General features: G+C 71.0%; 15 protein-coding genes. 5 read left to right on the top strand and 10 right to left on the bottom strand.

All coding sequences use genetic code 11. The features are described 5' to 3' along the window. Positions 1–21: 21 nt before the first annotated feature. The 7 genes from AB0O48_RS27350 to AB0O48_RS27320 all read right to left on the bottom strand — a co-directional run bounded on the left by AB0O48_RS27350 (position 22) and on the right by AB0O48_RS27320 (position 5476). Positions 22–765, bottom strand: coding sequence for an MBL fold metallo-hydrolase (locus AB0O48_RS27350; protein ID WP_357255990.1), 744 nt, complete (start codon positions 763–765; stop codon positions 22–24). A gap of 223 nt (positions 766–988) precedes the next feature. Next, positions 989–1954: a pyridoxal-phosphate dependent enzyme gene (locus AB0O48_RS27345; protein WP_357255992.1), complete on the bottom strand. Its 966-nt coding sequence runs from the start codon at positions 1952–1954 to the stop codon at positions 989–991. Positions 1955–1965: 11 nt separating this feature from the next. Next, entirely contained in the window at positions 1966–2379 is a 414-nt protein-coding gene (locus AB0O48_RS27340; RefSeq protein WP_357572470.1) for a MoaD family protein, read from the bottom strand. A gap of 66 nt (positions 2380–2445) precedes the next feature. Continuing rightward, entirely contained in the window at positions 2446–2934 is a 489-nt protein-coding gene (locus AB0O48_RS27335; protein WP_357255995.1) for a M67 family metallopeptidase, read from the bottom strand. A gap of 52 nt (positions 2935–2986) precedes the next feature. Next, positions 2987–3481 (bottom strand): DUF2017 domain-containing protein, encoded by a 495-nt coding sequence (locus AB0O48_RS27330; protein ID WP_357256025.1) that lies wholly within the window; start codon positions 3479–3481, stop codon positions 2987–2989. 2 nt (positions 3482–3483) lie between these two features. Further along, entirely contained in the window at positions 3484–3774 is a 291-nt protein-coding gene (gene clpS, locus AB0O48_RS27325; protein ID WP_357256027.1) for an ATP-dependent Clp protease adapter ClpS, read from the bottom strand. 148 nt (positions 3775–3922) lie between these two features. Then, on the bottom strand, positions 3923–5476 hold the full coding sequence (locus tag AB0O48_RS27320) for a hypothetical protein (protein ID WP_357255998.1): 1554 nt from the start codon (positions 5474–5476) through the stop codon (positions 3923–3925). Between the two features lie 199 nt (positions 5477–5675). On the opposite strand from AB0O48_RS27320, the gene AB0O48_RS27315 reads away from it, so the two are divergent. Genes AB0O48_RS27315 through AB0O48_RS27300 form a run of 4 tightly spaced genes read left to right on the top strand, consistent with a single transcriptional unit; the run spans position 5676 to position 11576 of the window. Beyond that, positions 5676–8354, top strand: coding sequence for a LuxR C-terminal-related transcriptional regulator (locus tag AB0O48_RS27315; RefSeq protein WP_365069116.1), 2679 nt, complete (start codon positions 5676–5678; stop codon positions 8352–8354). A 16-nt stretch (positions 8355–8370) separates the two neighbouring features. Further along, on the top strand, positions 8371–9657 hold the full coding sequence (locus AB0O48_RS27310) for a nicotinate phosphoribosyltransferase (protein WP_357256002.1): 1287 nt from the start codon (positions 8371–8373) through the stop codon (positions 9655–9657). A gap of 49 nt (positions 9658–9706) precedes the next feature. Further along, the gene (locus AB0O48_RS27305) at positions 9707–10288 is read left to right on the top strand and encodes an isochorismatase family protein (RefSeq protein ID WP_357256004.1); all 582 of its coding nucleotides are present in this window, start codon (positions 9707–9709) and stop codon (positions 10286–10288) included. Between the two features lie 40 nt (positions 10289–10328). Further along, complete coding sequence (locus AB0O48_RS27300; RefSeq protein WP_365069114.1) at positions 10329–11576, top strand: MFS transporter; 1248 nt, start codon at positions 10329–10331, stop codon at positions 11574–11576. Positions 11577–11981: 405 nt separating this feature from the next. Here the strand turns inward: AB0O48_RS27300 and ctaD are convergent, their stop codons facing one another. Together ctaD and AB0O48_RS27290 are read right to left on the bottom strand one after the other, a co-directional pair. Next, positions 11982–13739, bottom strand: a complete 1758-nt coding sequence (gene ctaD, locus AB0O48_RS27295) for a cytochrome c oxidase subunit I (protein ID WP_357256008.1) — start codon at positions 13737–13739, stop codon at positions 11982–11984. Positions 13740–13869: 130 nt separating this feature from the next. Next, positions 13870–14976, bottom strand: a complete 1107-nt coding sequence (locus AB0O48_RS27290; RefSeq protein ID WP_365069112.1) for an FAD-dependent monooxygenase — start codon at positions 14974–14976, stop codon at positions 13870–13872. A gap of 300 nt (positions 14977–15276) precedes the next feature. Between AB0O48_RS27290 and AB0O48_RS27285 the strand changes: the two genes are divergently transcribed. After that, a complete protein-coding gene (locus AB0O48_RS27285) occupies positions 15277–16389 on the top strand; it encodes a cellulose binding domain-containing protein (protein ID WP_357256012.1) in 1113 nt (370 codons plus the stop codon). Between the two features lie 70 nt (positions 16390–16459). On the opposite strand, the gene AB0O48_RS27280 is transcribed toward AB0O48_RS27285, so the two are convergent. Further along, a complete protein-coding gene (locus tag AB0O48_RS27280) occupies positions 16460–17050 on the bottom strand; it encodes a hypothetical protein (protein ID WP_365069109.1) in 591 nt (196 codons plus the stop codon). Positions 17051–17178: the final 128 nt, after the last annotated feature.

Here is a 17178-nt window from a genome sequence, read left to right as displayed (position 1 = left end):
CCCCCGGTCAGCCCCACCGGGTCAGACGTCGTAGCTGGCGCCGGGTCGGACCACGTCGATCGGACCGGCGTACGCGCCGGCGGCCGAGTCCAGGGTGTGTGCCTCACTTCCCCAGGCGGGCACCAGGTGGGTCAGCAGGAGCCGGCCCACCGCGGCCTTGGTCGCCGCCTCGCCGGCCTCCCGGCCGGTCAGGTGCAGATCCGGCGGATTGTCCATGCCATCGAGGTAGCTGGCCTCGCAGAGGAAGACGTCGACGTCCTGGGCCAGCCGCAGCAGGGCCGCGCAGGGCGCGGTGTCCGACGAGTAGCACAGTGACCGGCCGTCGTGCTCCAGCCGCACGCCGTACGTCTCGACGGGGTGGTTGACCCGGTCCACGGTGACGGTGAACGGGCCGATCGGGAACGTGCCCGGCTGCAGGGCGTAGAACTGGTAGACGTCCTCCACCGAACCGTCGTCGCCGTACGCGGCGCTGAGCCGGTCCGGTGCGCCGGAGGGGGCGTACACCGGCAGCGGTGGATAGGGGCCGTCCGGTGCGTACCGGCGCACGACGACGTACAGGACAGCGTCGAACATGTGGTCGCAGTGCAGGTGGGTCAGCAGGATCGCGTCCGGGGCGTGCAGCCCCGCGTACCGCTGGAGGCTGGACATCGACCCGGAACCGAAGTCGACAAGGAGACGGAAGCCGTCGGCTTCGACGAGATAGGCCGAGCAGGGCGACTCGGGACCGGGAAAGCTACCGGCGCTGCCAAGGACAGTCAGTCGCATCAAGTTGTCTCGCTGTCACTGTCAGTAGCATCCGTGTGGGCAATCGCCTCAGCCATGATCTCTACCGACGCGTACGTCACGCTGCGCAGCCTACGCTGGGGTACCCGGCGGTAAGAATCATCCGGCGGAAGTTGTCACGAACGTGACACCTGCTCACGGTGCGCCGGACCGCGTACGGGCCGTCGACCCACGTCGACGGCCCGTACCGGGAAGACCGGTCCGGTCAGGCCCAGAGCTGCCCCTCCAGGGCGTCCTCGGCATCGGCGAGCGTGCCGCCGTACGCGCCGGTGGACAGGTATTTCCACCCACCGTCGCAGACCACGAAGGCCACGTCGGCACGTCGACCGTCGCGAACCGCCTCGTGCGCCACCGCGAGCGCGGCATGCAGGATGGCACCCGTGGAGAAGCCGGCGAAGATGCCCTCCACCTCCACGAGTTGGCGGGTACGCAGCACCGCGTCCCGGGTGCCGACCGAGAAGCGCCGGGAGAGCACCGAGGCGTCGTAGAGCTCCGGCACGTACCCCTCGTCGATGTTGCGCAGGCCGTAGACCAGCTCGCCGTAGCGCGGCTCGGCCGCCACGACCTGGATGCCGTCGACCTTCTCCCGCAGGTAGCGGCCGGTGCCCATCAGCGTGCCCGTGGTGCCGAGCCCGGCCACGAAGTGCGTGATGCTGGGCAGGTCGTGCAGCAGCTCCGGCCCGGTCGTCTCGTAGTGCGCCCGCGCGTTGGCCTCGTTGCCGTACTGGTAGAGCATCACCCAGTCCGGGTGTTCGGCGGCGATCAGCTTGGCGGTGGCGACCGCCTGGTTGGAACCACCCGCCGCCGGCGAGAAGATGATCTCGGCCCCGTACATCCGGAGCAACTGGACCCGCTCGGTGGAGACGTTCTCCGGCATCACGCAGACCAACCGGTAGCCACGCAACTTGGCCACCATCGCCAACGAGATACCGGTGTTGCCACTCGTCGGTTCGAGGATGGTGTCACCCGGCCGGAGCCGCCCGGCCTCCTCCGCCGCCCGGACCATGAACAGCGCCGCGCGGTCCTTGATGCTGCCGGTGGGGTTCCGGTCCTCCAGCTTGGCCCAGAGCCGCACCGGTGGCGCCCCGTCGGACACCGTCGGGGAGAGCCGGGGCAGGCCGACCAACGGCGTACCCCCGCACGCGTCGAGCAGGCTGTCGTACCGCGCCATGGCGGCCGACCTCAGCCAGCCGCGACGGCGCCGCGGACCGCCGCCGCGGCGCTGTGCGAGCTGATCGCCGCCGCCGCGGCGCTGTGCGAGCTGATCGCCGCGGCCGCGGCGCTGTGCGAGCTGATCGCCGCGGCCGCGGCGAAGCCGAACGCGCCGCCGGCCACCGCGGGCAGGATGGTGACGCTGTCACCGTCGGAGAGCTTGGCGTCCAGCGCGCCGAGGAAACGGACGTCCTCGTCGTTCACGTAGACGTTGACGAAGCGGTGCAGCGTGCCAGCCTCGGTGATCAGCCGGCCACGCAGGCCGCTGTGCCGGGAATCCAGGTCGGTGAGCAGGTCGGCGATGGTGTCGCCGGTGCCGTCGACGACCTTGGCGCCGCCGGTGTAGCTGCGCAGGATGGTGGGGATGCGAACCTCAATGGCCATGATGTCGAACTCCTCGATCGGGTGTGCCTACGGTGACGGGACGGGACGAGTGCGAACGCTGACGGATCAGCGGCCGGAACACTCGTAGTCGACCGTCGCCGGGCTCTGCCCGAACATGTAGGACTGGACGGCATGCGGGTCGACCCCGGCCTCCACGACCCGGACCGGCTCCTCGGCGATCACGCCGTCGACGATCCGGAACGAGCGGATCTCCTCGGAGTCGGGATCGCGGGTCGAGACGAGCAGGTAGTGCGCGCCCGGCTCACCGGCGAAGGAGACATCCGTCCGCGACGGGTACGCCTCGGTGGCGGTGTGCGAGTGGTAGATGACCACCGGTTCCTCGTCGCGGTCGTCCATCTCGCGCCACACGCGCAGGTGCTCCATCGAGTCGAACTCGTAGAAGGTCATCGACCGCGCGGCGTTGTCCATCGGGATGTGCCGGGTCGGGGTGTCGCTGCCGACGGGACCGGCGACGACGCCGCACGCCTCGTCGGGGTGATCCCGGCGCGCGTGGGCGACGATCGCGTCGATGATCGACCGGTCGATGCTCAGCACGAGGACCAGCCTAACGCCTGACGAGCGCGGGCCGAAGTGGTGCCGGTCACGCCTAGTCGATCAAGGCGTTGAGCAGCGACTCCTGCAAATACCCGAGATAGGCGTAGACCGAGAGTTGGAACACCCGGCTGGATCCCGGGTCCTCGGCGACCGCGTCGTCCAACTCCTCGCCCAGGTCCGTGCCGTCCTTGATCTCCAGGCGGACACCCATCGCGAGACGGGCGTCGTTCAACGCCCGCAACCACGCCTCGGCCGCCTCGGCGTCGAGTCGTACCTCACCACCGGTGTCGTCGGGCAGCGCGGCCAGGATCGCCCCCGCCTGATCGATCTTCGCGGTCTTCAGGTCGCCCTCGGTGTACCGCCGGAACTCGGCCGTCCCCGGCGCGTCCTGCGGGTAGACCGCCGGGAAGAGCCGACCCACGACCGGGTCGGTGTGGTCGAAGCCATCGGTGAGCAGGCCGACCACCTCGGAGGCGACCTTGCGCAGCACCCGCACCTCGTCGACCGCGAAGGTGGCGACGTAGCGGCCGGCCTGGCGATGGAACATGCTCACGACCGATCCACCGTCGCCCACAGCCCATACGCGTGCAGCTGCGACGCGTCGTGCTCCATCCGCTCCCGGACACCCGTGGAGACCACGGCCCGGCCCTTGTGGTGCACATCCAGCATCAGCTGCTCGGCCCTCTCCCGGCTGTAGCCGAAAAGCTTCTGGAAGACCCAGGTCACGTACGTCATCAGATTGACCGGGTCGTCCCACACGATCGTCACCCATTGCCGGTCAGCCGCCGGCACCTCGTCAGTGTCCGACGTCTCGACCGGTGCAACCTGTGGAGCCGCCATGCCCCCCATCGTGCCACCGGTTTCCCGGAACCGAGGAACCGGAACGCCGGCCCGGCGCGGATCGCCCACCCGGGACACCTCTGATCCGCCCCGGGCGCCCTCGGACCCGTGGTGCGGCGCGGACCCGGACTCGGGGGCGGCCACACCGTCAGGCGAGCAGGATGCCGTGATCGACTGCATCGGAGAGCACCGCGCCCAGCGAGAGGCGGATCACCTCGAACCGTCGGGATATCTCCCGGGACAACCCCAGCTCGACCTCCCGCACCGCGCGCTGGGACCAGGCCCGCGCCGCGTTGTGGTCGTCGCTGCCGGGCGTACGCCACTGTTGCCAGCACCCGCCGGAGAGCGCCACCGCGATCGGCGGGAGCACCTCGTCGCGGCACACCGCCGGATAGTTGGCGAGGGCATCGATCGCCTCCGGACCGGTCAACCCGGCCACCCCGGCTGTGCTGGTGATCAGGAGCACCTTGTCCAGCTCATGGCCGGGCCGGTCGTCCAGGCCGTACTGCACGGCGGTGGTGATCCGCCGCCGTACTCCTTCGACGGGCGGCGCGCCGAGCACCCGGACCGCGGCGTCGGTGACGATGCCGCGCACCGCCTGGTCGCACTGCGCGGTGGCCAACAGCGACAGCGCCGCCATCTCCCGATCCAGGAGGTCCGGTAGGCCCGCGCAGCCGACCCCGAACACGATCTCCTGGACTGCCCGCAGGTGGATGTTCGCCAGTTCCAGTGCGAGATGCTGACGGATCCGCTGCGCGCACGTGCGGGTCTGCCGGTCCAGTTGCTCCGACCAGTCGCCCGGATCGGCGACCACGGCCACCCGGTCGTGTTGCCCCGGCAGTACCGGCGGTTCGACGCTGGCCCGTCGCAACCCCTCCTTCGACGACCAGCCGACCAAGGCCCGTCGCAGGTCGGCGGCGGAGTCGGTGCAGTGGGCGTCGACCGGGAACCACCGCGCGTCGGCGAGCGCCGGTACCGCGGCCAGCAGCGCCGCGCGGTGCGCCGCCACGGTCACCGCGGCCGCGTCCATCTCGGTCGCCTGACCCCCGACCGGCGAGACGGACGCCCCCGCGTCCTCCGTCGTCGCCACGCCGTCGACCGGCGGGGCCCACCCTGCCGCGCCGGGGGTCACCGCGAAGACGACCTCCACCGAGGTCGGGGCGACCTCGGCGAGCAGGTTCAGCTCGGCGGCCGTGAACGCCTGGTCGGCGGCGATCACGAAGAGCAGCGCGCCGGCCCGGCCCACCGCGTCGAGCAGCACCTGCCGGCCGGACACGCCGAGCGTCGCGGTGTCCGGTACGTCGATGAGCGTGAAGTGCCGCAGCACCGGCTCGGGCACACTCAACTCGACCCGCCGGGGTGGACGGGCCAACGCCGGGCCGGCGGCGTTCCGGTCGGCCCCGTACGAGTGGGGCTGGCGGTAACCGGGCACGTACGCCGCCCGGGTGGGCACCTTGGCGTTGCGCACCAGCAGCCAACTGCCCGACGGCACGGTGAGCATGACCGGGTCCAGCCCGAGCAGCGTGGCGAGCACCGCGCGTCGCTCGGCGCCGGCCGGACCGACCGCGACCACGCCGAGCGGCTCCTCCGGGCCAGGGTTGGTCACGCCGACCTGGGAGGGCAGCGGGCCGCAGCTGGGCAGATCGGACGGGCCGACCACGTCATCCGAGGAGTCGACCGAGGGGAGAGGGCCCTGCTTCATCAGGTGGCCTCCCGGGGGCAGGTGGCCGGACGCCCCGGCCAGGTGGGAAATCCGGTCGAAAAACCCGGATGTCGGAAGACTACGGGCGGGCCGGCAACCAGGTGGAACACCTCGGATACTCAGCGGTAATTGTGCGGCTACTCAACTTCGTTGAGTGACGGTGCGGGCGCGGACGGATTCCGGTCGATATGCTGCGCGAATGAGTCGATGGAAGTTCGTCGGCCGGACCGATGAGCTCAACCGCCTGCTGGCGGCGGTGACCGGCGAGGCTGGTCGCGGGCTCTTCTTCAGCGGCAGCGCCGGGATCGGCAAGAGTCGGCTGCTGCGCGAAGGCGTGAGCACGTTGCCCACCGAACGCTTCGCGATCTGGTCCATCGCGGCCAGCGCCACCACCGCCGCACTACCGTTCGGCGGGCTGGTGCAGGTCCTTCCCACCGAGCAGCCCCAGGGCCTCTCCCCCGCCGGCATCCTGCGCTGGGCGCTCAACGTGCTGCAACAGCAGGCTGCTGGTCGACGGATCGTGCTCGCCATCGACGACGCCCACCTGCTCGATCCGCCCTCGGCCGCACTCGTGCACCTGGTCGCGCGCTCGGAGAACGCCACAGTGGTCGGCACCCTGCGCGACGGCGAGCAGATCCCGCTGCCGATCCGCGCACTCTGGACCGACGACCTGGTCGAGCACGTCGAGCTGACCCCGATGCCGCACGCGGAGACCGCCGGCCTGCTGGCGGCGATCCTGGGCGGCCCGGTCGACGCCAACTCCGCCGACCGGCTGGGCCGGCTGTCGGCCGGAAACCCGCTGCTGCTGCGGGAGCTGGTGCACGCCGCCAACGGCAGTTCGGAGTTGAAACAGACCTACGGGATCTGGAAGTGGACCGGCCGACTGGAGCTGGCGCCCAACCTGACCGACCTGATCGACACCCGGGTCGGCAAACTCACCGACGGCGTCCGCGCGGTCGTCGAGCTTGTCGCGTTCGGCGAACCACTCGGCCTGCACCTGCTCAGGCAGGCCGCCGACCAGGTGGACGTGGAGACCGCCGAGGAGCGCGGGCTGATCAGCGTGGTCCAGAACGACCGACGGACGAACGTCCGGCTGGCCCATCCGCTGTACGGCGAGGTGATGCGCCGCCGCTGCCCGGTCAGTCGCACCCGCCGGCTTCAGGCACACCTCGCGGAGCTGCTCGAACAGGTCGGCAAGCGCCGCCGCGACGACCTGCTGCGGGTCGCGGTGTGGCGCCTCGACTCGGGCACCGCACAGGATCCGGCCCTGCTGGTGGACGCGGCGGTCCAGGCGTTCACCCGGTACGACGTGCCGCTGGCGACCCGCCTGGCGCGGGCCGCGTTGCACGCCGGCGGCGGTTCCGATGCGGCGGAGCTGCTGGCCACCATCCTGATGTTCGCCGACCGGCCGGAGGAGGCCATCGAGGTCCTCGACGCGGTGACCCCCGAGCCCGGCGACGAGCGGCGATACTGCCGCTGGCTGACCGTCCGCGGAATGGTCAGCTACTGGGGGCTGAGCCAACAGTCCACGGTGGAGGAGATCGCGAGCCGCGTCGAGCAGCTCAGCGACTCGGCGGACCGGTCCCGGGTGCACGCCTTCGAGGCGATCATGCGCCTGCACCGGATGGACACGACCATCGCGGTGCGGCTCAGCCAACAGGTGCTGGACCGGCCGGCGGCAGGCGTCGCCGCCCGCGAGTTGGCCCGCTGCACCATCGCGTACGTCCAGGCCGCGCAGGGCCAGCTGACCCGCAGCGGTACGGCGATCGCCCAGGTGCACTCGGCCGTCGCCAACTGGCGCACCGACATGCCGTACCTGCAACTGGCTCTGGAGTTGGCCCGGGGCACCCGGCTCATGCTGACCGGTGACCTGGCCGGGATCGACGCGATAGTGGCCGACGAGTTCGCCGACCTCGCCGATGCCGGCGACTTCCGGCTCGGCACCGGCTACCTGGCCATCCTCCAGGCGTACGCGGCCCGCTTGCGTGGGCAGAGCGACGCCGCCACCCGCGCCTCGCTGGGTGCCTGCGCGGTGCTGGCCACCAGCCGGGTCTACGCCGGTCTGGCCCAGGCCGAGCGAGCCCAGTCGGCCGCGCTGCGCGGTGACGCCGTCCAGGCAGCCGCGGCGATGGCCGAGGCAGACCGCACCCACGCGCCGGGCATGGCGGTGCTCTACCCGTGGCTGGAGCAGGCCCGGGGTGCGACGCTCGCCGCGTCGGGTGACCTGCCGGGTGCGGTCAAGCACCTCGCCGACCTGGTGGATCGGCTGCGCTCGGACGGGTTCGCCGGCCACGAGGTGCACGTCCTGCACGATCTCGTCCGGCTGGACCAGGCCGGCATGGCGGTCGGGCCCACCTGCTCCGATGGTGGTCGACGCACGGTGGCGCAGCGCCTGGCCGAACTCTCCGAGCGGGTCGACGGGGTGCTGCCGCCGCTACTGGCCCGGCACGCCCGCGCGGCGGTCACCGACTCCGCCGACGATCTGCTCGCGGTCGCCGACGACTACGCCGCGCTGGAGCTGACCGTGTACGCCGCCGAGGCCGCCTCCCAGGCCGTGCAGCGGCTGCGCCGGCAGCACTCGACGGCGGCCAACGGCGCCCGGGAACGTCTGGCCGGGTTGCTCGGGCGCTGTGGCCTGATCCGCACGCCAGCGCTGCACGCGGGGGCGCCGGTGTTGACCGAGCGGGAGTGGCAGGTCGCCCGCCTCGCCGCGCACGGCGCGTCCAGCAGGGCCATCGCGGAACGGCTCTACCTCTCGGCGCGCACCGTCGAAAACCACCTCCAGCGGATCTACAGCAAGCTCGGCGTGACCGGACGGGCCGAGCTGTGGGCCGCGCTACGGTCGATCCCGGGCCACGACGACGGCGACGCGGACTGAACCTTAGGCTGGGGCGGTGAGCATCAACCGTCCCGCGCTGCTGACCGACCACTACGAGCTGACCATGGTCAGCGCGGCACTGAAGGACGGCACCGCCGACCGCCGGTGCGTCTTCGAGGTGTTCAGCCGCCGGCTGCCCAGCGGCCGCCGCTACGGCGTGGTCGCCGGCACGGCCCGCCTGATCGAACTGATCCGCGACTTCAGGTTCGACCCCACCGAGGTCGACTTCCTGCGACGGACCGGCGTGGTCGACGACGCGGCCGCGGCCTGGCTCACCGACTACCGCTTCACCGGCGACATCGACGGGTACGCCGAGGGTGAGCTGTTCTTTCCCGGTTCGCCGATCCTCACCGTCTCCGGCGGTTTCGCCGAGTGCGTGGTGCTGGAGACGCTGGCACTCTCCGTGCTCAACCACGACAGCGCGGTGGCCGCGGCGGCGGCGCGGATGGTGACCGCGGCGCGGGGTCGAGCGCTTATCGAGATGGGGTCGCGTCGGGCCCACGAGGAGGCGGCGGTGGCCGCGGCGCGGGCCTCGTACCTGGCCGGGTTCCGGTTCACCTCCAACCTCGCCGCCGGTGCGCGCTACGGCATCCCGACGGCGGGCACGGCGGCGCACGCGTTCACCCTCTTGCACGACGACGAGCGGGCGGCGTTCGCCTCGCAGGTCGCCACGCTGGGCAAGGACACGACGCTGCTGGTCGACACGTACGACATCAGCCAGGGCATCCGCAACGCGATAGCGGTGGCCGGGCCGGAACTGCGGGCGGTACGGATCGACTCGGGCGACCTGGCGGTCATCGCCCAGCAGTCCCGGGAGCTGCTCGACTCGCTGGGCGCCACCGAAACTAAGATCATCGTTTCCGGTGACCTCGACGAGTACTCGATCGCCGCGCTCGCCGCCGAACCAGTGGACATGTACGGCGCCGGCACGGCCGTGGTCACCGGCTCCGGGGCGCCGACCGCCGGGCTGGTCTACAAGCTCGTCGAGGTCGAGGGACGCCCGGTGGTGAAGCGCTCCGAGCACAAGGCGACCATCGGTGGCCGGAAGGTTGCGGTCCGCCGGCACAAGCCGACCGGCACCGCCACCGAGGAGATCATCGTGCCGCAGGGCGTACCGGACCGGCAGCCCAACGACCGCATGCTCCAGCACTCGTACGTGGTCGCCGGTGAGCCGGTGTGGCTGCCCACCCTCGACGAGTCGCGGGAGCACCTGCGCGAATGCCTGATCTCCATCCCGTGGGAGGGGCTGAAGCTCTCGGCCGGCGACCCGGCGGTCCCGGTCTCCGTCGTACCCGCCGACTGAGCTCATCGCGCACCGCCGCCGCAGACAGCCCGTGAGGAGAGGAACTCCAATGGCCAACGCTCTGATCATCGTGGACGTGCAGAACGACTTCTGCGAGGGTGGCTCGCTGGCCGTCGAGGGCGGCGCGGGGGTGGCCGCCGGCATCTCCCGGCTGCTCGCCGCCGAGCCGGACCGCTGGTCGCACGTGGTCGCCACCAAGGACTACCACGTCGACCCGGGTGCACACTTCGGCGATCCGCCGGATTTCGTGGAGTCCTGGCCGAGGCACTGCGTGGTCGGCACCAGCGGCTCGGAGTTCCACCCCGAGCTGAACACCGATCGAGTCGAGGCGATCTTCCACAAGGGCGAGCACGCGGCGGCGTACTCCGGGTTCGAGGGGCACGCCGACGACGGCGAGTGCCTGGCCGACTGGCTGCGCCGGCACGACGTGGATCGGGTGGATGTGGTCGGCATCGCCACCGACCACTGCGTCCGGGCGACCGCGTTGGACGCCGCCCGGGAGGGGTTCGCCACCACCGTGTTGCTCGAACTGACCGCCGCCGTCGCTCCGGCGACCACCGACGTGGCACTGCGCGCCATGGACGGCGCCGGGGTCACCCTGCAGGGCCAGCCTGTGATCAGGGCCGCATAAGACCCTAATTGGCTGGCCATCGGGGCGCCGCCGGTCGACGATGTCGCCGGAGGTACGGACCCACGTGAACATGAAGCCTTACCGGCAGGCGCTCGCCCTGCCCGGCCTGCGGTCGCTCCTGGTGGTCGCCGTCCTTGCCCGCATACCGCTCACCGCGACCGGGGTGACGCTGACCTTCCACGTGGTGCTCGACCTCGATCGGGGCTACGGGGCCGCTGGCCTGGTGGGCGCGGCCGTCACCGTGGGTGCGGCGATCGGCGGACCGCTTCTCGGCCGACTGGTGGACCGGCGTGGACTGCGCCCGGTCCTCGTGCTCACCGGCATCACGGAGGCGATCTTCTGGTCCACCGCGCCCGGACTGCCGTACCCCCTGCTGCTGCCGGCCGCCTTCGTGGCCGGCTCCCTGGCCCTGCCCATCTTCTCGGTGGTCCGTCAGTCGATCGCGGCGCTGGTTCCGGAGGACCGACGACGCCCCGCGTACGCACTGGACTCGATGTCGGTGGAACTGTCCTTCATGATCGGCCCGGCGCTGGCGGTGGCCCTGTGCACCGCGATCTCCGCACAGACCACCATGTACCTGGTCGGCGGCGGCATCGTCGCCGCCGGGATCGCCCTGTGGCTGGTCAACCCACCGATGCGCGACGCCGCCGAGGCCACCGCTCCGCAGCGCCGGACGCCTCGCCGGGAGTGGCTGACACCTCGACTGCTCGCCGTGCTGGCGCTCAGCGGCGCCGCGACCCTGGTGCTCGGTGGCACCGACGTGGCGGTGGTCGCCGTCCTGCGGGCCAGCGGCGAGGTCGGCTGGACCGGCGCGGTGCTGGCCATCTGGGCGGTCGCCTCGCTGATCGGTGGCTTCGCCTACGGAGCCGTCCACCGCTCGTTCTCCCCGCTGATCCTGACCGCCGCCCTCGCCCTGTGCACCATCCCGGTCGGGCTGGGCGGAGCGCACTGGTGGCTGCTCTGCCTGGCACTGATTCCGGCCGGCGCGCTCTGCGCGCCGACCATCGCGGCCGGCTCCGACGCGGTCAGCCGCCTGGTTCCAGCCGAGGTACGCGGTGAGGCGATGGGCCTGCACGGCTCCGCGGTCACCGTCGGCATCGCGATCGGCGCGCCACTCGCCGGCGCGGTGATCGACGCCACCTCGCCGCCCTGGGGCTTCGCGGTCACCGGCGCCCTCGGCGCACTGGTCACCCTGGTGGTACTCACGATCGAGCTCCGCCGCCGCCGCACCGCCGACGCGGCCACCCCGCCGCCGGTCGAAGCCGACCTCACCCCCGCCGCCCGCTGACGACTGCCGCCCCGACCGCTCTCCCGCCGACGCGGTGAAGGTCGGAGGCGCAGCGACCTCGGCCGGTCAGTCCCGGGCGTGCCGCGCGGCGTCGACCAGTCCGGCGTCCGCCGGGCACCCGGCGCGCATGCGTGGTGCAGAGCGTGATGCCTGTGAGTCATCTTGATGACTCACAGGCATCAGGCGCTTCAGGCACCCAGCCCCAACGCCGTTGCGTTGGCGCTGTGGCCGACGGGTCGACCCGCTGGTGACCAACGGGGCTTGTAGGGCCCGGCCGGGTAAGCAGTTGTCCGGGAAGTTGTTCGGATCTGGACGCGGGCGCGGGGCGCCGGGGGGCGCACATGGCGACGGGCGCCGCTCCCGGTGGTCCGGGGGCGGCGCCCGTCGTACTGCTGGGCTTGAGCGTCAGTGCCGGTCGATGTCGCTCGCGGTGTCTTCGCGGTAGCTGGCGCCGCCGTCCGACTCGCTCGTGAGCGGCTTCGAGCCGCCCTCCGGCGGGCCGGCCAGGGTCTGACCGGCGGCCAGCTCCGGGAACTTCGCGTCGAACGCCGGCCGCTCGGAGCGGATGCGGGGCATCCGGTCGAAGTTGCGCAGCGGCGGCGGGCTGCTGGTCGCCCACTCCAGCGAGTTGCCGTGGCCCCAGGGGTCGTTGACCTCGACCACCGGGCCGGTCTTGTACGACTTCCAGCAGTTGTAGATGAACGGCAGCGTGGAGATACCGGTGACGAAGGCGCCGATCGTGGAGATCGTGTTCAGCGTGGTGAAGCCGTCACTGGGCAGGTAGTCGGCGTACCGACGGGGCATGCCCTCGTTGCCGAGCCAGTGCTGCACCAGGAACGTGGTGTGGAAACCGATCATGGTGAGCCAGAAGTGCACCTTGCCCAGGCGCTCGTCGAGCATCCGGCCGAACATCTTCGGGAACCAGAAGTAGATGCCGGCGAAGACCGCGAACACGATGGTGCCGAAGAGTACGTAGTGGAAGTGCGCCACCACGAAGTACGAGTCCGACACGTGGAAGTCGATCGGCGGGCTGGCCAGCAGCACGCCGGTGAGACCACCGAAGAGGAACGTGACCAGGAAGCCGATCGCCCAGAGCATGGGCGTCTCGAAGCTGACCTGACCCCGCCACATGGTGCCGATCCAGTTGAAGAACTTCATACCGGTCGGCACGGCGATCAGGTAGCTCAGGAAGCTGAAGAACGGCAGCAGCACCTGGCCGGTGGCGAACATGTGGTGCGCCCAGACGCTCATGGAGAGCGCGGCGATCGCGACGGTCGCGGCGACCAGACCCTTGTAACCGAAGATCGGCTTGCGGGAGAAGACCGGGATGACCTCGCTGATGATGCCGAAGAACGGCAGCGCGACGATGTAGACCTCGGGGTGCCCGAAGAACCAGAACAGGTGCTGCCAGAGCATCGGCCCACCGGTTGCGGGGTCGTACACGTGGGCGCCGAGGATGCGGTCCGCGGCGAGCGCGAAGAGCGCGGCGGCCAGCAGCGGGAAGACCAGGATCACCAGGAGGCTGGTGACCAGGATGTTCCACGTGAAGATCGGCATCCGGAACATGGTCATGCCGGGCGCACGCAGGGTGAGCACCGTGGTGATCATGTTCACCGCGCCGAGGATGGTGCCCAGACCGGAGATGGCCAGACCCATGATCCACATGTTGGCGCCGACGCCGGGCGAGTGCTCGACGCTGCTCAGCGGCGCGTACGCGAACCAGCCGAAGTCGGCGGCGCCACCCGGGGTGAGGAAACCGGCGGTCGCCATCGTGCCGCCGAACAGGTACAGCCAGTAGGCGAAGCTGTTCAGGCGGGGGAAGGAAACGTCGGGCGCGCCGATCTGGATCGGCACGATGTAGTTCGCGAAGGCGAACACGATCGGCGTCGCGAAGAACAGCAACATGATCGTGCCGTGCATCGTGAAGAGCTGGTTGTACTGCTCCGGCGACAGGAACTGCAGCCCGGGTCGGGCCAGCTCAGCACGCATGATCAGGGCCATCAGGCCACCGATCATGAAGAACGCGAACGCGGTGACCATGTACATGATCCCGATTTGCTTCGCGTCCGTGGTTCGCAGCAGCCGCGCGATGGCCGACCCCTTGACCGGCTCCCGGACCGGCCAGGGCCGGGTCACGACCGGCTTGGGTGCGACGGTGGTCACGAGTGGCCTCCGGTTCTCGGTTGTCCCGCTCGGCACACGCTGTTTATCGGCGGGCCGTCATCCGCAAGGAGGATAGTCCCCGGCAGGTCGCAGCGCCGCGTGGGGTGGCGTGACACGATCTACTACGGGCCTACAGAGGGCCGAGCAGCAGCCGGTAGTGCTCCCCGAAGATCCGGCCGCCGCGCCCGCGCAGCAGCGGGTCGCGCAGCGCCGGCGGCACGTCCCTGGTCCGGTTGCGGTCCCGGGTCCGGTCCCGCACCCACCGGGTACGCGGTCGACGACGACTCTCGTACGCCACCAGGGCCGCTTCCACGCTGCCGGCGGCGCGCAACGATTCCGCGAGCACCACCGCGTCCTCGAGTGCCATCGCCGCGCCCTGGGAGAGCGTGGGCGCGGTGGCGTGCGCGGCGTCGCCGACCAGGAGCACCCGTCCCCGGTACCAGCGACCCAACTCCACCTCGTCGGTGATCCCGACGTGCACCTTGTCGAGTGCCGCCAGCACCTCCGGCACCGGGCCGCGGTAGTCGGCGAAGAGCTCGCGCAGCCGGCCCAGCGGGTCGGCGGGCGCCTCCGTGCCGGCCTCGTCGGCGTAGAGGTGCAGCCGCCCGGCGCCCATCGGCACCATCAGGAACCCGGAGCGCTGGCCGAGCAGGGCGGTCCACTCGGTGACGGGTGGGCCGTCGCGCAGCACGGCGCGGTAGACCACCTGACCGACCGGGCGGGGCGGCCCACCGAGCGCGGCCAGCGCGCGGACCGAGGAGCGTGGCCCGTCGGCGCCGATGACCAGTTCGTACTCGGTGGTGGTGCCGTCGGTGAAGGTGACCCCGACCGCGCCGGGCAGCAGCTCCAGGGTGCGGACCTCGGCACCGTGCCGGACGGCGCCGCCGGCGCCGCTGAGCAGCACCCGGTGCAGGTCGGCCCGGGGCAACGCCCGACATTCGCCGACGCCGGCCCAGAGGGTGTCGAGGTCGACCTCGCAGAGTCGCGCGCCGGTGGCGTCGAAGAACCGCTGCCGGTGGATCACCTGCCCGAGCGGGCGGACCGGGTGGTGCAGATCGAGCCGGTGCAGCGCGCGGGCGGCGTTGCCGGGCAGGTAGAGGCCGGCTTCGGTGGACTCCCCCGGTGGCAGTTTGTCGGTGACGTCGGGCCGGAAGCCCGCGAGGCGCAGGGCCCGAGCCGCGGCCAGGCCGGCGATGCCCGCGCCGACGACGAGGATGCGCAGGGGGGAGCCACCCATGGTGGTGTACGCCTCCGGAGGGGGAGCGGAACGCGTTGGAGGCAACACGCTACTCGGAGCGATCGGCGCACGCCAGGCCCGATCGGCCGTCCGGTTCCACTCGTCGGTGTGCCCGTGCCGCTTGGCTGGTCGCCCGTCGACAGCCGTCCGGTGGGGGCACGGCAATCCGCCCGATTCATCAGTTTGCCGCGTACGGTTGCGCAGCAGTTTCAGGCATGTAAATGTGTCGTTGAGCGTGGGAGCGCTCCCGCACCACCCCACCACACGCGGCGCCCGGCATGCGCCGAGTCAAGGAGCGTCATGAAACGTCAACTTCGGGCCCTGGCCGCCGCCAGCGTGCTGCTCGCCGGCTCGCTGGTAGCGGTGGCCTTCGGCGGCACCGCCTCCGCCGACACCCAGATCTGCGAACAGTACGGCTCGACGGTCATCCAGGGCCGCTACGTGGTGCAGAACAACCGCTGGGGCACCACCGCCCAGCAGTGCATCAACGCCACCAACAACGGCTTCGAGATCACCACCCTGAACGGCAGCAGCCCCACCAACGGGGCGCCCACGGCGTACCCCTCGATCTTCTTCGGTTGTCACTACACCAACTGCTCCCCCGGCACGAACCTGCCGATCCAGGTGAGCCAGATCAGCAGCGCCACCAGCAGCATCTCCTACCGCTACGTCAGCGGGGCGACCTACAACGCGTCGTACGACATCTGGCTGGACCCGTCGCCCAAGCGGGACGGGGTGAACCAGATGGAGATCATGATCTGGCTCAACCGGCAGGGCCCGATCCAGCCCATCGGCTCGGTCGTCGGCACGACGAACCTGGCCGGCCGCACCTGGGAGGTCTGGCGGGGCAGCAACGGCTCCAACAACGTCATCTCCTACGTCGCGTCGTCGGCGATCTCCAGCCTGAACTTCAGCGTGCTGGACTTCATCAACGACACCCGCAACCGGGGCGCGATCACCAACTCCTGGTACCTGACCAGCATCCAGGCCGGCTTCGAGCCCTGGCAGGGTGGCGTCGGCCTCGCGGTGACCTCGTTCTCGGCAAACGTCAACGGTGGCGGCCAGCCGCCGACGACCCCGCCGCCGGGCGGTGGCGCGAGCTGCGCGGTGAAGTACACGGCGAACTCGTGGAACAACGGCTTCACGGCCGACGTGCAGATCAGCAACACCGGGTCCAGCGCGATCAACGGTTGGACGCTCACCTACAACCTGCCCGGCGGGCAGCGGGTCACCAACGCCTGGAACGCCACGGTGAGCCAGAGCGGGTCGACGGTGACCGCCCGCAACGTCGGCCACAACGGGTCGGTCGCACCCGGTGGCACGGCCAGCTTCGGCTACCAGGGCACGCTGAGCGGGTCGTACTCGTCCCCGACCAGCTTCTCGCTCAACGGGGCAACCTGCTCCCGGAGCTGAGGCTCTCGACGGGCTGCGGGGGCGTGACCTCATCGGTCACGCCCCCGCGGCGTCTGTCGGTGCCGGACGCTCAGGCGGCCGGCGGGATGGTCCGCGTCCGGGTCAGCTGGCCGAAGTTGGTCGCCGACGCGTCGTACGTGGTGCCGAAACCGCTGCCCGAGACGGTCGTCCACGCGGACGTGCTGATGTGCACGCTGCCGTCCTCGCCCGTCCACCGCTCGCGCCGGAGCGGCTCGTCGAGAGCCACCCAGGTGACCTTGAGGGTGGTGGTGCCCGCGCTCTCCCGCCGCTCGCCGCAGATCTCGTCACCGTCGACGAAGTCGCAGTGCTGCTGAGACTCCTGGTACGGCACAGTCGCGGTGAGCTTCGCACCCGTCAACGAGAACGAGAAACGGGTGACCGGCACGTCGTACGCGCGGCGGGAGACGCTGTCGCAGCCGCGCACTCCGTCGGTGACGACACACACGCTCTTCTGCCACTCGACGTCGACAACTGTGTCGCCGACCGCCGGCCGGGTCACGTCGACGGACATGCTGCCATCGCCGTCGAATTGGGCGTGCGCGGACCGGTTGACGGTGTCGGCCTGCGCCGGGCCGGCGACCAGCGTGATCGTGGCGGCGGCAGTGATGCCGGCGGCCAGGACTGTGGAAAAGCGGATCACTGTGCTCCCTTGCTGAGGTGGAGCGATGACCTTAAATCAATCCATCGACATCCGGCACCCGGTTTGATCCACCCGGGTTACCTGAAGTCGGGGCATCATCGCGCCTGGGACGCCCCGACTTTCAGAAA

This window comes from Micromonospora sp. NPDC085948, from assembly GCF_040686315.1.
Classification (GTDB): Bacteria; Actinomycetota; Actinomycetes; order Mycobacteriales; family Micromonosporaceae; genus Micromonospora.
Note: the sequence above shows the minus strand (reverse complement) of the source record. Positions and strands in the feature narration are given on the sequence as shown.

Bases quoted from the DNA above. Each gene is read 5' to 3' on its own strand.
- AB0O48_RS27320 (WP_357255998.1), bottom strand. From the start codon at position 5,476: ATGAAGCAGGGCCCTCTCCCCTCGGTCGACTCCTCGGATGACGTGGTC.
- AB0O48_RS27290 (WP_365069112.1), bottom strand. From the start codon at position 14,976: ATGGGTGGCTCCCCCCTGCGCATCCTCGTCGTCGGCGCGGGCATCGCC.
- AB0O48_RS27340 (WP_357572470.1), bottom strand. From the start codon at position 2,379: ATGGCCATTGAGGTTCGCATCCCCACCATCCTGCGCAGCTACACCGGC.
- AB0O48_RS27350 (WP_357255990.1), bottom strand. From the start codon at position 765: ATGCGACTGACTGTCCTTGGCAGCGCCGGTAGCTTTCCCGGTCCCGAG.
- clpS (WP_357256027.1), bottom strand. From the start codon at position 3,774: ATGGCGGCTCCACAGGTTGCACCGGTCGAGACGTCGGACACTGACGAG.
- AB0O48_RS27315 (WP_365069116.1), top strand. From the start codon at position 5,676: ATGAGTCGATGGAAGTTCGTCGGCCGGACCGATGAGCTCAACCGCCTG.
- AB0O48_RS27345 (WP_357255992.1), bottom strand. From the start codon at position 1,954: ATGGCGCGGTACGACAGCCTGCTCGACGCGTGCGGGGGTACGCCGTTG.
- AB0O48_RS27305 (WP_357256004.1), top strand. From the start codon at position 9,707: ATGGCCAACGCTCTGATCATCGTGGACGTGCAGAACGACTTCTGCGAG.
- AB0O48_RS27330 (WP_357256025.1), bottom strand. From the start codon at position 3,481: ATGTTCCATCGCCAGGCCGGCCGCTACGTCGCCACCTTCGCGGTCGAC.
- AB0O48_RS27285 (WP_357256012.1), top strand. From the start codon at position 15,277: ATGAAACGTCAACTTCGGGCCCTGGCCGCCGCCAGCGTGCTGCTCGCC.
- AB0O48_RS27300 (WP_365069114.1), top strand. From the start codon at position 10,329: ATGTCGCCGGAGGTACGGACCCACGTGAACATGAAGCCTTACCGGCAG.